Here is a 12696-nt window from a genome sequence, read left to right as displayed (position 1 = left end):
GGCGCGTACCCATGGGGCATCAAGGCGCCCCTCCTAGCGGGAGCGTTGCTGCGCCGGCAGATGCTCCGCGAACCAGGCTGCGGCCTGGCGCGCCACCGCCTCCAGCGTGCCGGCCTCCTCGAACAGGTGGCTGGCGCCGGGAACGATCGCCAGTTCCTTTTCGCATTGCAGCTGGTCATAGGCCTGCCGGTTGAGTTCGATCACGCCGTCGTCGAGGCCGCCCACCAGCAGCAGGGTCGGCGCTGTCACGCTCCCCAGAGCTGCGCGGTCCGCCAGATCGGGGCGGCCGCCGCGCGAGACCACGGCGCGCGCCTGGCCGCCCAGAACGGCGGCGGCTTCGAGCGCAGCGGCGGCGCCGGTGCTGGCGCCAAAGAAACCGAGCGGCAGTTCGCGGGCGGCGGGCTGCGAAACCGCCCAGTGCGCCGCTTGCAGCAGGCGTCGGGTCAGCAGCGCGATGTCGAAGCGCCGCGAATAATCGCGGTCTTCTTCTGCCGTCAGCAAATCCATCAACAGGGTGCCGACGCCGGCCTGCCGCAGCACGCCGGCCACCTGGTTGTTGCGCGGCGAATGGCGCGACGAGCCGCTGCCGTGGGCGAACAGCACCAGCCCGACGGCGGCGTTGGGAATCTCCAGCATGCCGTCGACGGTCGCGTTGCCGGCCGGGATGCGGACCAGGCTGGCAGCGCTCATGCGCGGTCCTCGCGGTGCATGGCGACCGGGATGCGGCGGTTGCCGAAGGGATGGCCGAACGCGCCGAAACGGCCGGCGATGGCGCTGCCGCAATGCGGGCAATCGCCGTCGGGGGTGAGTTTGTAATCGTCGATGCGATACCAGTCGCGCACGATCAGCGGCGCATGGCAGCCGGGGCAGTACGTGGTGCCGCCCGTGGTGTCGTGCACGTTGCCGGTATAGGCGTAATGCAGACCGGCCTGCAGCGCGATGTCGCGCGCGCGGGTCAGCGTGGCGGCCGGCGTCGGCGGCACGTCGCGCATCTTCCAGTCGGGGTGGAAGGCGGAGAAGTGCAGCGGCACGTCGGGCCCGAGCTCGCGCAGGATCCACCGGCTCATCGCCTCGATCTCGGCGTCGGAATCGTTGTGGCCGGGGATCAGGAGCGTGGTGATCTCGAACCACGTATCCGTCTCGCGCTTCAGGTACGTCAGCGTGTCGAGCACCGGCTGCAGATGGGCGCCGGTCAGCTGGACGTAGAAATCGTCGGTGAAGGCCTTGAGGTCGACGTTGGCCGCGTCCATTTTCGCGAAGAACTCGCGGCGCGCTTCCTCGGTGATGTAGCCGGCGGTGACCGCCACGGTCTTGAGGCCGCGCGCATGGCAGGCGTCGGCCACGTCCATCGCGTACTCGGCGAAGATGACCGGATCGTTGTAGGTGAAGGCCACGCTCTTGCAGCCGCTCTTTTCGGCCGCGGCGGCGATCTCGTCCGGCGAAGCCCGGTCCATCAGCGTGTCGGTCTCGCGCGATTTGGAGATGTCCCAGTTCTGGCAGAACTTGCAGGCCAGATTGCAGCCGGCGGTGCCGAAGGAGAACACCGAGCTGCCGGGATAGAAGTGGTTGAGCGGCTTCTTCTCGATGGGATCGACGCAGAAACCGGACGAGCGGCCGTAGGTGGTGAGCACCATCTTGCCGCCTTCCATCTTGCGCACGAAGCACAGCCCGCGCTGGCCCTCGTGCAGCTTGCAGAAGCGCGGGCAGAGGTCGCATTCGATGCGGCCGTCCGGCAGCACGCGCCACCAGCGCGCGGGGTAATGCGATTCAGGAATGCTCATGGCGTCGCGTCTCCTCCTTCCACTTCGTGACGCTGTAGCGCGCCAGGCGCACGCTTTCGGACCAGAAATCCGCGGGCAGCCCGGCCTTGCGCTTGAGTTGGGCCAGAAAATCGGCGGGCTCGGGCAACTGTTCCCATACCTGCGGCAGGAAAGTGCTTCTGAAATGCCGGAACTCCAACACCACGCCGTCGACGTGCGGCCGCAACGCGGCCAGCGCCGAGGCTTCATCGCTCACCGCCAGCGTTTCGGCCGGCGACAGCAGCGACACCTCGACCCGGATTTCCTCGAACTCGTCGCGGCCCAGCGGCATGAAGCGCGGGTCGCGGAACGCCGCCGCCGCCGCATTCTCGCGCACGTCGATTTCCAGCGGGCGGTGCGCTTCCAGGGTGCCGATGCAGCCGCGCAACTCGCCCTGCCGGGTCAGGGTGACGAAGCTCGCGCCCGGTTCCTGCAGCCAGGCGGCCTTGACGGGATTCGCCGTCGCCCGCCCCAGCCGGGAGGCAATTTCCGAACGCGCCAGCTTCAGCAAGGCCGAGCCTTTTTCCGCATCCGGCCGGTCGGTGCCGGCTGCGGGCTCGAACGCGAAGGCGGCATAGCCGACCACCCGCTCGGGATCGCCGGCGGCGTCGCTGGAATTGCGCACGTCCAGCTTGACCGCATGCAGGCCATGCTTCCTGGCCGCCAGCAGCAGGCCGTTGATCGGCGTGGCCCCGCAGGCCTGTTCGTGATCGAGCTGCGTATCCAGCGCCAGGATCGCGTCCACGGTCTCGCCGTCCGCCTTGCGGGCGGCCGCATCGGGCAGAAAATGCGACAGGTCGGAACTGACCACGATCAGCGTCTCGTCGCCGCCCCATGCCCGTTCCAGCACCTCGGCCACCTCGGCCGCGGTCGCCGCGCCCACCACCAGCGGCAGCAGCAGGAAATCGCCCAGCACCTGCTGCAGGAAAGGCAGCTGCACTTCCAGCGAATGCTCCATCCGGTGCGCCGCGGCGCTTGCGCCCACCTGCGGCAGATCGGCGAGGCGCCGCATGCCCTCGCGATCCAGCAGGATTTCGCCGAGCGGAGTGGCAAAGCGCTCCGCCTCGGGCAGCGCCAGCCCGCGCACGTAGACGCGGTGGGCGGGGCCGAGCAGCACCACCCGGCGAATACGCCCGCGCCCATCGCCCAGGCGCGCATAGGCGCTGGCGGCGACGGCGCCGGAATACAGGTAGCCGGCGTGCGGCACGATCAAGGCCTTGGGCGCTCGCGGCGCCGCGCCCGACCGGGCATGCGCCAGCAGTTCGGCAAGCGTTTGCCGGAGCGCGACGGGGTTATCCGGATAGAACGATCCCGCAACGGCGGCAGGGCGGGTGGTGTGCATACGCAATCCTTCCAACTACCAGTTTAGTCAATGCGGGGAAACCGGCGGAATTTCAAGCCCGGCTGCCGGAAATCCGCGCCATCCGGTAACCTTGCCGGGAACCCGGGAATTCTCGCCATAATGGCGTGGGCGAGGCAGCCCGGATCGCCATTGTTTCGATCATCAGGAGGGATATGGGCTCACCCAGGCAAGCGACCGACGAAGGCGCGCTGTTGAAGGCGATCCTGCAGGAATCGGCCACCGAGCTTATGGTATTCGACGCGGACACCCTGCAGATCGTCCAGGCCAACCCGTCCGCGGCACACAACCTGCAGTATCCGCTCAAGTCCTTGCAGAAGCTGACGCCGCTGGACGTGCTGGCGCCCGAGGACACGCAGACGTTCCACACCCTGCTTGCCCTGCTGAAAAGCGGGAAGAAGCGCCGCATCGCGCTGAATGCGCACTGCCGCCGCCGCGACGGCAGCCGCTACCCGGTCGAGGCCCGGTTATCCTGCGCGACCCATCGCGGCCAGCCGGTTTTCATCTGCATTGCCGACGACATCAGCCAGCGCGAAGCAACGCGGCAGGCGCTGGCGCACTCGGCCTCCGACCTGCGCGCGATCGTGGCGCATATCCCCGGCATGGCCTATCAGGTGCTGCGCAAGCACGACGGCACCACCTCGCTGCGCTACGTCAGCGAGCAATCCGCGCAGCTGCTCGGCATCAAGGCGCCTGCCCTGCGCGCCCATCCGGAACGCTTCGCCGGGCTGATCCTGGAGGAAGACAAGGCCGATTACCTGGCCCGGCTGGCCGCAGCAGGCGGCAGCCACATGACCTTCAACTGGGAAGGCCGCATCTGGATGGAAGCCTGGAAGGACGTGAAATGGGTCAACCTCCGCGTCAGCCGGCGCGAAGCGCCGGACGGCCTGATCTGGGACGGCATCATGCTGAACGTGACGCACAGCAAACAGGCCGAGGCGGAAATCCGGCGTTCTCGGGCGCAGCTGAGTGCGCTGGCCGCGCACGTCGAGGCGGTCAAGGAACAGGAGCGCCTGCACCTTGCCCGCGAGGTGCACGACGACCTCGGCGGCAATCTCACCGCGATCAAGATCGGCCTCTCCTGGCTCAAGCGGCATCTGCCGCCCGGCGAGGCCGGCCTGATCGAACGCACCGCCTATCTGGACAACGTGGTCGACCAGACCATCGAAGCAACGCACCGCATCGCGTCCAACCTGCGCCCCGCCATGCTGGATTTCGGCATCGTGTCGGCCATCGACTGGCAGCTGCAGCGGTTCAGCCACAACACCGACATCGCCCATGAATTCAGCGCCCCCGACGCGGCCATTCCGCTCGATCCGGAGCTTGCCATCGCCGTGTTCCGCATCGTCCAGGAAGCGCTGACCAATGTGGCCAAGCACGCCCGCGCCAGCAAAGTCAAAGTCAGCCTGGTCCGCGATCGCGACAGCCTGCGGGTAAGCGTCACCGACGACGGCCAAGGCATCCAGCCGTGCCGCGGCAAAAGCGGCAAGCACGGCTTCGGCGTCCTCGGCATGCGCGAACGCGCCGCGGCGCTCGGCGGCGAATTCAGCGTGCAGCCCGCGCGGCGCCGCGGCACCCAGGTCAGCCTGCGCATCCCCCTGCCCGCCGCCCCGCCCGCCACGCCAAAATGACGGCATAATCCCCCCATACCGCCTGTAAACTCGAAAAACCGTTCAAACCGTGGCCGCCGTCAAACCCTACCGCATCCTCATCGTCGACGACCATGCCATCGTCCGCGAAGGACTCAAGCAAATCCTCGCCGAAGTCGACGACATCGAAGTCGCCGGCGAGGCCGACTGCGCGAGAAACGCCCTGCAGATGGCCCGGCGGGAGCCCTGGGACCTGGTGCTGATGGACATTTCCATGCCCGACCGCAGCGGCCTGGAAACCCTGGAACTGCTGAAGAGCGAACATCCCGGCATCAAGGTGCTGATGCTCTCGATGCACCGCGAGACCCAGTACGCGGTGCGTGCGCTGAAGACCGGCGCCGCCGGCTACCTCAACAAGCAGAGCGCGCCGGATCAACTGATCGACGCCATCCGCCTGGTCGCCTCGGGCAAGAAATACATCAGCGCCGAAGTCGCCCAGGAACTCGCCAGCGAAATCAGCGGCGAACGCACCGGCCTGCCGCACGAAGGCCTCTCCAACCGCGAATACCAGACCCTGTGCATGATCGCCTCCGGGCTGACCGTCAGCCTCATCGCCGACCAGCTGGCGCTGTCGGTCAAGACCATCAGCATGTACCGCGCCCGCCTGCTGAAGAAAATGCAGCTCAAGAACAACGCCGAGCTGACGCATTACGCGATCAAGCAAGGGCTGCTTGACTGAGATGCAAGATGCGAGTTGCAAGTTACAAGTTACAAGTTACAAGTTACAAGGTTCAAGGTTCAAGGTTCAAGGTTCAAGGTTCAAGGTTCAAGGTTCAAGCGGCTAGGTTTTCCTTGCAACTTGTAACTTGAATCTTGCACCTGTCTTCGGAATTGCCGGGGTTTTCCTGCCCTAATCCGTCCTTCAGCCCCCTTCCGCCCGCCTTAACATGCGAGGCAGAGCGTGATTGTTGCCGGTTCGCCGGCTTTGCAAATCACGGCCTGCCCCTTGCGGGCATAGCGAATTGCCCTTTCCGGGTCTGAGTGCCGACATGGCCGAGCCAACCGTCAAAATCAATCTTGCCAATCCGACCGAAGTCGCGCGTGAAACCTTGCGCCGCCTTGCGCTGCGCCGGATCGCGCCGACCCCGGACAACTACCAGACCCTGTACGAGGAAATCGCCGGCGCGCCCGGCATGGCGGCGACGACGGCCATCGCCGCCACCGCCGCCAGCGCGCTGTCCGGCCTGGTCATGGACCTCAGCCTGCACCATCCCGAACTGGCGGGCCCGGTGGAAATCCTCGACCGGGCCATCCGCAAAGGCGACTGGGCGCAATGCCGCAAGCAGCTGAGCCAGATCGCGCTGCAGCTCAAGCAGCGGACGGATGGCAGCGGCAGCGAGGAAGACCTGGCCCTGCTGCGCGACCTGCTCGCCAAAACCCTGGAATTCGGCCTCATCCCCCAGTTGTCGCACCACCCCACGCTGGCGGACAGGGCGCAACAGCTGGCCGCCGCCGTGCGCGAAGCCAGCAGCGCCAGCGCCCTGCGCAATGCCGCAGCCAGCCTGAAATCGCTGTGGATCGATATCGATCAGCACGCCTCGCACCTCCACGACCGGCAGGAAACGTTCCGGCGCATTCTGCTGCTGGTGGAAAACATCGGCGAACTGCTCGACGACGACACCTGGCTGCGCGGCCAGCTCGACATGGTGCAGGAAATCGTCGCCGGCCCGCTCAGGCTGCAGTCGCTGCAGGAAGCGGAAAAACGGCTCAAGGAAGTGATCTTCAAGCAAAGCCTGGTCAAGCACGGCCTGCGCGAAGCCACCGCCACGCTGAAAGCCACCATGACCACCTTCGTCAGCCGCATGCGCGACGCCGTGGCGGCCAACGACGAGTACCAGGGAAAAATCGCCTCCCACATCGAACGCATCGGCAGCACCGAAGACGTGCGGGAACTGAACCGCATCCTCGAAAGCCTGCTGGAAGAAACCCGCACCGCGCAGTCGGACACCCGCCGCGCCCACAGCCAGCTGATCCAGGAGCGCGACGCCGCCCTGCAGGCCGAAAGCCGCATCCGCCAACTGGAAACCCAGCTCGCCGAAATGAGCGCCCTGGTGCGCGAGGATCCGCTCACCCGCAGCCTCAACCGGCGCGGCCTCGACGACGAATTCGCACGCGAAGCCTCGCGCGCCGACCGCTATGCCTCGCCGTTCTGCATCGCCGTGCTGGACGTCGACAACTTCAAGGCACTCAACGACAAACGCGGCCACCAGACCGGCGACGAGGCGCTGATCCATCTGGTCAAGATCGCCAAGGAAGAACTGCGCCTCACCGACCACATCGCGCGCATGGGCGGCGAGGAATTCCTCATCCTGCTGCCCAACACGCCGCTCGACGAGGCCATGAGTATCGTCACCCGGCTGCAGCGCAGCCTCACCAAGAAATACTTCCTCGACAACAACGAGCGCGTGCTGATCACTTTCAGCGCCGGCGTCGCCGCGCGCGCCCCTGGCGAATCGCAGGAAGCCGCCATCGCCCGCGCCGACGCCGCCATGTACGAAGCCAAGCGCGCCGGCAAGAACCGGGTTTCCCGGGCGGCGGATGTTCCCGGTGAGGCCGGCTAAATCCAATGGTCCGCAATCTGCGTGTAGATATCCGTTGTTTTCAGGCCATCGGCCCGGGGGCGGGCCTCCTACAGCTTCGGCCTGAGCGCCTTCCTGTGGGAGCGGCGCCCCGCCGCGATTTTCGTGCCGCCGCAACCCCCGCGGCATCGGGCGCCTACAAGGGGCGCTTGGTGCATGCCCCGCGCTTACGAATGCTCGCCATGAAGTTTTTTGCAACGCAGCCTCAACTTTCTCCCACCTCCGACGATTCCTCTTTGTCGCGCCGCGGACGAGGCGTGAAACGCGTGCATATTTTTGATTCCAAAGCCTTAACTTTCTCGGCGACCCGACGATTCCTCTCACAACGGCGGTTCATGTAGCCCCAGCGGCCAAGACCCACGTTGACGGCACCAGAGCAGCCCCTTGGGGCATAAAGCCGGAACCATCGATCCACACAAGGAGAAATATCATGGCAGCAGTAATCAATACCAACATCGCTTCGCTCAACACGCAGCGCAACCTCGGTACCTCGCAGTCCGCGCTCAACACCTCGATCCAGCGCCTGTCTTCCGGCCTGCGCGTGAACAGCGCCAAGGACGATGCCGCCGGCCTGGCGATTTCCGAGCGCATGACGTCGCAGATCCGCGGCCTCAACGTCGCCGCCCGCAACGCCAACGACGGCATTTCGCTGGCGCAGACCGCCGAAGGCGCGCTCGGCAAGATCGGCGACATGTTGCAGCGGGTGCGCGAACTGTCCGTGCAGTCCGCCAACGCCAGCAACAGCGCCGACGACCGCAAGGCGCTCAACGCCGAGGCCGGCCAGCTGCTGTCCGAAATCGACCGCGTCGCCAAGCAGACCGAATTCAACGGCCTGAAACTGCTCGACGGCAGCTTCACCCTGCAAGCCTTCCAGGTCGGCGCCAACGCCGGCGAGACCATCAACGTCGCCGGCATCGCCAACGCCCAGATCTCGGCGCTCGGCAGCTGGACCAGCGTCGACACCGCGGCCGCGCCGGTTACCGGCGCCGCACCGGTGGGCGCGGGCTACGTCGCCGCCGTGCCGGGGACGCCGGCAACGCCGACCGCTTCCGCGGTTTCCGGCGCCTATGTCCAGGCCGCATCCGACAATGCCGCCGACGCCTTCCAGGTCAAGATCGACGGCGCGGTCGCCTCCGACCGCTTGGTCGGCAATGCCTCCGCCGCCAACCTGCAAACCGACATCGCCGCTTTTGTCGCAGCCAGCGGCGGCGCCTATACCCTGGCTGGCACGGTCGCCGGCGGCGACCTGGTGATCACCAAGGCCGACGGCACCGACATGGCCATCACCACGTCGTTCTCCGACGCCGTCGGCTCGACAGTTGCGGCGGCAGGCACCACATCCGACGGCACCTTCGGCGCCGGCTTCGTCGCCAACCACACCGGCGGCACCCCGGCAACCGGCGGCACCCCCGCCACCCCCGGCACCTTCTCGGCCCTGTCCGGCGCGGCCTTCACCATCAACGGCGAGAACATCGAAGTCGGCGCCGCTGCCGATGCCGCCACCCGCCTGACCGACCTGACCACCGCGATCAATGCCAAGACCGGCACCACCGGCGTCCAGGCATCGGTTTCCGGCGGCGCGCTGACCCTGACCTCGATCGGCGGCTCCGGCAACATCGACATCGCCGGTACCGGCAACGTGACCGAGCAGACCGGCCTGACCGCGGGCGCCAACGCCGCCACGCCCGGCAGCGCCCAGACCGGCTTCGCCACGCTCGACATTTCCAGCGTCGCCGGCGCCAACAACGCCATGAAGGCGATGGATGCGGCGATCAACTCGGTGAACAGCGCGCGCGGCACCCTGGGCGCGGTGCAGAGCCGCTTCGAGAACGCCATCGGCAACATCCAGGTGACCGCCGAGAACCTGCAGGGCGCGCGCAGCCGCATCATCGATGCCGACTTCGCCGCCGAGACCGCCTCGCTGACGCGCGGCCAGATCCTGCAGCAGGCCGGTACCGCGATGCTGGCGCAGGCCAACTCGCTGCCGAACAACGTGCTCTCGCTGCTGCGCGGCTAAGTTTGGAAAGTGCATCACAACGGGCGCGTTCGGGTTCAGTCAAACCCGGCCGCCCGGGCGAAGCGGCGGAGCGGGATTTTCCCGGCTCCGCCTTTGCCGCTTAATTGAGGGGAATCATCATGTCCATTGGAAAAGTCGATTCAGTTGATCTTGCCGCGCTGCGGCAGGCCCCCGCACCCGCCCCCGTCACCCCCGCGCAGCGCGCCACGCTCGACAACCCCGTTTTCGCGCCCGCGCAGCCCGCCACCCAGGAAGCGGTTGCAGCCGCCGTGCAGTCGGCCAATGCGTACGTGCAGTCGGTCTCGTCCAGCATCCAGTTTTCGCTCGACCAGGACAGCGGACGCACCGTCGTCAAGATGGTCGACACCGAAACCGCGGAGGTGCTGCGCCAGTTTCCCAGCGAGGAAATGCTGGCCATTTCCAAATCCATAGACCGCATGCAGGGTCTGTTGATCAACCGCGAAGCCTGAGGAGCCGGCCATGGTTTCAGCTGCAGGGATCGGATCGGGGCTCGACGTCAACGGCATCGTCGAACAGTTGATGCTGTCGGAACGCAAGCCGCTTGCCGCCTTGACCAAGCAGGAGCTGGCGCACACCCAGAAGCTGTCCGCTTTCGGCCAGCTGCGCGGCGCGCTCGCCGGCTTCCAGACCGCGCTGAAGGATCTCGGCAGCGGCAGCAAATTCCAGGCGCTGAGCGCCGTCTCGTCCGACACCAAGGTGCTCGGCGCCAGCGCCGGCGGCAAGGCCATCCCGGCCAGCTACCAGATCGAGGTCAAGCAGCTGGCGCAGCAGCATAAACTGGCGTCCGCCGGCTACGCTTCGACCGACGACGTCGTCGGCTCGGGCACGCTGACGATCCAGTTCGGCAGCTACGACAGCGTTTCGAACAGCTTTACCGCCAATGCCGGCAAGGCCGTGAAAAGCATCAGCATCGACCCGGCCAACAACACGCTGGCCGGCGTGCGCGATGCGATCAATGCCGCCAATGCGGGCGTCACCGCCACCATCGTCAACGACGGCGGCGCCGCCGGCAACCGCCTGGTGCTCACCGCCGCCGACAGTGGCGCGGCCAACAGCCTGAAAATCAGCGTGGCCGACGGCGACGGCAACGGCCTCGACGGCGGCGGCCTGTCGGCGCTGGCCTATGATCCGACGGCTGCCGCCGGCAGCGGCAAAAACCTCAGCCAGAAGGCCGCGGCGCGCGACGCCCTGCTGGAAATCGACGGCATCGCGGTGACGCAGCCCACCAACACCGTCAAGAACGCCATCGAGGGCGTCACCCTGAACCTGGTCCAGGCGAATGCCGGCGAAAAACTGACGCTGGCCGTCAGCCGCGACACCAGGGCCGTCACCGCTGCGGTCGAAGCCTTCGTCAAGGCCTACAACAACGCCAGCGGAACGCTCAAGAACCTCACCGCCTTCAATGGCCCCGGCGCGCAGAACGGCGCGCTGCTGGGCGATTCCACCGCGCGCGCGATCCAGGTGGAGATGCGCAGCCTGCTGAATGGCTCGGTCGACAGCGGCGGCGCGCTCACCACCCTGTCGCAGATCGGCGTCGGCTTTACCCGCGACGGCACGCTGGCGCTCGACAACGCCAAGCTCAATACCGCCATCGACAAGAATTTCGACGACATCGCGGCGCTGTTCGCCAAGATGGGGAAAACCAGCGACAGCCTGGTCAACTACAGCGCCAGCACCGCCAAGACCGTTCCCGGCAGCTACGCCGTCAACGTCACCCAGCTGGCGACGCGCGGCGCCACCCAGGGCAGCCAGGCGGCGGCCCTGAGCGTGCAGGCCGGCGTCAACGACCGGCTCGACCTGACGGTCGACGGCAAGGCGGTCAGCATTGTCCTCGCTGCCGCCGAATACGCCGACGCCGACGCGCTGGCCGCCGAGATCCAGAGCAAGATCAATGGCGCGACCGGCGCCGCCGGCAGCGTGCTGGTGAGCCACAGCGGCGGCGTGCTCAACATCGCCTCGGCGCTGTACGGCAGCGCTTCGCAAGCCAAGGTCACCGGCGGCAGCGGCATGGCCGGCCTGTTCGGCGCCGCCCCTGTCGTCACCGCCGGCGTCGATGTCGCCGGCACGATCAATGGCGTCGCGGCCGGCGGCAGCGGACAGACGCTGACCGGCGCCATCGGCAACGCCAGCGAAGGCCTGGCGCTGCGCATCGCCGGCGGCGCGCTCGGCGCGCGCGGCAACGTCACGTTCAGCCAGGGCTATGCGTCGCGGATCGGCCAGTATCTCGACTCCGTGCTGGGCGACGAGGGCAGCCTGAAGACCCGCACCGACGGCATCGACAGCAGCATCAAGAATCTGGACCGGCGCCAGGAGCAGATGGAAGCGCGCCTGGTGCAGATCGAGAAACGCTACCGCGCGCAGTTTTCCGCGCTCGATTCCATGCTCGCGAGCATGAACAGCACCAGCAGCTTTCTGACCCAGCAACTGGCCAACCTGCCCGGCAGCAGCCGGAACAAATAAACGAGGAGACAGACGTGTACACCAATACGAGAAGCGCCGCGCATGCCTACGCCAGTGTCGGCCTGGAAACCGGCGTCGTCGCGGCCAGCCCGCACCAGCTCATCGTCATGCTGTACGAAGGCGCCGAACTGGCGGTGCGGATGGCGATCAAGCACCTGGCCGATGGCGACATGGCGAAGAAATCCGCCGCCATCAGCAAGGCCAGCAACATCATCCTGGACGGCCTGCGTGCCGCGCTCGATCCGCAGCAGGGCAGCGACATCGCGCTGCAACTGGATGCGCTGTACGACTACATGAACCAGCGCCTGATGCTCGCCCACGTCAACAACCAGGCCGCCCCGCTCGAAGAAGTGCTGGGCCTGCTGCACGAACTGCACGGCGCCTGGCAGCAGATCGGCGCCAGCGGGCAGCCCGCCTCTTCCGCCAGACAGCACGTTGCCGCCTGAACCGAACCGGAGCCCATGATGACCAGCAACGAAATGCTCACCACCTACGAATCGCTCTCCGCACTCACCGGCACCATGCTGGACGCCGCCAGCCAGGGCGAATGGGATCATCTGGCCGCGCTGGAGCAGCGCTGCCAGGGCTACGTCGGCAGCCTGATGCAGGCCGCGCCGGTGCCGCTGAACGAAACCGAACAGCGCGCCAAGGTGGCGATCATCCGCACCATCCTGCAGAACGACGCCAAGATCCGCGCGCTCACCGAGCCGCGCCTGCACGAGCTGCAGCAGCGCCTGAGCATGGCGCGCACCGGCCAGCGCAGCGTCGACGCTTACGGAGCGCAGCGGGCGTAAGGCCCGCCCCGCATGTA

11 protein-coding genes are annotated in these 12696 nt (G+C 67.0%); 8 read left to right on the top strand and 3 right to left on the bottom strand.

Translation table 11 applies throughout. The features are described from left to right. Positions 1–33: 33 nt before the first annotated feature. Genes BGO62_RS15605 through amrB form a run of 3 tightly spaced genes read right to left on the bottom strand, consistent with a single transcriptional unit; the run spans position 34 to position 3141 of the window. Positions 34–690, bottom strand: coding sequence for an alpha/beta hydrolase (locus tag BGO62_RS15605; protein WP_296644250.1), 657 nt, complete (start codon positions 688–690; stop codon positions 34–36). Beyond that, on the bottom strand, positions 687–1781 hold the full coding sequence (gene amrS, locus BGO62_RS15600) for an AmmeMemoRadiSam system radical SAM enzyme (RefSeq protein ID WP_296644249.1): 1095 nt from the start codon (positions 1779–1781) through the stop codon (positions 687–689). Before amrS ends, BGO62_RS15605 begins: the two co-directional genes overlap by 4 nt. Next, the gene (gene amrB / locus BGO62_RS15595; RefSeq protein WP_296644248.1) at positions 1768–3141 is read right to left on the bottom strand and encodes an AmmeMemoRadiSam system protein B; all 1374 of its coding nucleotides are present in this window, start codon (positions 3139–3141) and stop codon (positions 1768–1770) included. Before amrB ends, amrS begins: the two co-directional genes overlap by 14 nt. A gap of 173 nt (positions 3142–3314) precedes the next feature. Here amrB and BGO62_RS15590 point away from each other — a divergent pair, with 173 nt between their 5' ends. The 8 genes from BGO62_RS15590 (at position 3315) to BGO62_RS15555 (ending at position 12679) form a co-directional block, all read left to right on the top strand. After that, the gene (locus BGO62_RS15590; protein WP_296644245.1) at positions 3315–4790 is read left to right on the top strand and encodes an ATP-binding protein; all 1476 of its coding nucleotides are present in this window, start codon (positions 3315–3317) and stop codon (positions 4788–4790) included. A gap of 49 nt (positions 4791–4839) precedes the next feature. Then, positions 4840–5487 carry a response regulator transcription factor gene (locus tag BGO62_RS15585; protein ID WP_296644243.1) on the top strand — a complete coding sequence of 216 codons (648 nt, stop codon included), beginning with the start codon at positions 4840–4842 and terminating at the stop codon, positions 5485–5487. A gap of 310 nt (positions 5488–5797) precedes the next feature. Then, a complete protein-coding gene (locus tag BGO62_RS15580; RefSeq protein ID WP_296644240.1) occupies positions 5798–7369 on the top strand; it encodes a GGDEF domain-containing protein in 1572 nt (523 codons plus the stop codon). A 448-nt stretch (positions 7370–7817) separates the two neighbouring features. Continuing rightward, complete coding sequence (locus BGO62_RS15575) at positions 7818–9404, top strand: flagellin (RefSeq protein ID WP_296644238.1); 1587 nt, start codon at positions 7818–7820, stop codon at positions 9402–9404. Positions 9405–9523: 119 nt separating this feature from the next. After that, on the top strand, positions 9524–9874 hold the full coding sequence (locus BGO62_RS15570) for a flagellar protein FlaG (RefSeq protein ID WP_296644235.1): 351 nt from the start codon (positions 9524–9526) through the stop codon (positions 9872–9874). Positions 9875–9884: 10 nt separating this feature from the next. Then, the gene (gene fliD, locus BGO62_RS15565; protein WP_296644232.1) at positions 9885–11885 is read left to right on the top strand and encodes a flagellar filament capping protein FliD; all 2001 of its coding nucleotides are present in this window, start codon (positions 9885–9887) and stop codon (positions 11883–11885) included. Between the two features lie 14 nt (positions 11886–11899). Continuing rightward, positions 11900–12331 carry a flagellar export chaperone FliS gene (fliS, locus tag BGO62_RS15560; RefSeq protein WP_296644228.1) on the top strand — a complete coding sequence of 144 codons (432 nt, stop codon included), beginning with the start codon at positions 11900–11902 and terminating at the stop codon, positions 12329–12331. A gap of 15 nt (positions 12332–12346) precedes the next feature. Beyond that, a complete protein-coding gene (locus tag BGO62_RS15555; RefSeq protein WP_296644225.1) occupies positions 12347–12679 on the top strand; it encodes a flagellar protein FliT in 333 nt (110 codons plus the stop codon). The last annotated feature ends 17 nt before the right edge of the window (positions 12680–12696 follow it).

This window comes from Thiobacillus sp. 65-1402 (assembly GCF_001897685.1).
Classification (GTDB): Bacteria; Pseudomonadota; Gammaproteobacteria; order Burkholderiales; family Thiobacillaceae; genus Thiobacillus.
Note: the sequence above shows the minus strand (reverse complement) of the source record. Positions and strands in the feature narration are given on the sequence as shown.

Bases quoted from the DNA above. Each gene is read 5' to 3' on its own strand.
- BGO62_RS15580 (WP_296644240.1), top strand. From the start codon at position 5,798: ATGGCCGAGCCAACCGTCAAAATCAATCTTGCCAATCCGACCGAAGTC.
- BGO62_RS15555 (WP_296644225.1), top strand. From the start codon at position 12,347: ATGATGACCAGCAACGAAATGCTCACCACCTACGAATCGCTCTCCGCA.
- BGO62_RS15605 (WP_296644250.1), bottom strand. From the start codon at position 690: ATGAGCGCTGCCAGCCTGGTCCGCATCCCGGCCGGCAACGCGACCGTC.
- amrB (WP_296644248.1), bottom strand. From the start codon at position 3,141: ATGCACACCACCCGCCCTGCCGCCGTTGCGGGATCGTTCTATCCGGAT.
- BGO62_RS15590 (WP_296644245.1), top strand. From the start codon at position 3,315: ATGGGCTCACCCAGGCAAGCGACCGACGAAGGCGCGCTGTTGAAGGCG.
- BGO62_RS15575 (WP_296644238.1), top strand. From the start codon at position 7,818: ATGGCAGCAGTAATCAATACCAACATCGCTTCGCTCAACACGCAGCGC.
- fliD (WP_296644232.1), top strand. From the start codon at position 9,885: ATGGTTTCAGCTGCAGGGATCGGATCGGGGCTCGACGTCAACGGCATC.
- BGO62_RS15570 (WP_296644235.1), top strand. From the start codon at position 9,524: ATGTCCATTGGAAAAGTCGATTCAGTTGATCTTGCCGCGCTGCGGCAG.
- amrS (WP_296644249.1), bottom strand. From the start codon at position 1,781: ATGAGCATTCCTGAATCGCATTACCCCGCGCGCTGGTGGCGCGTGCTG.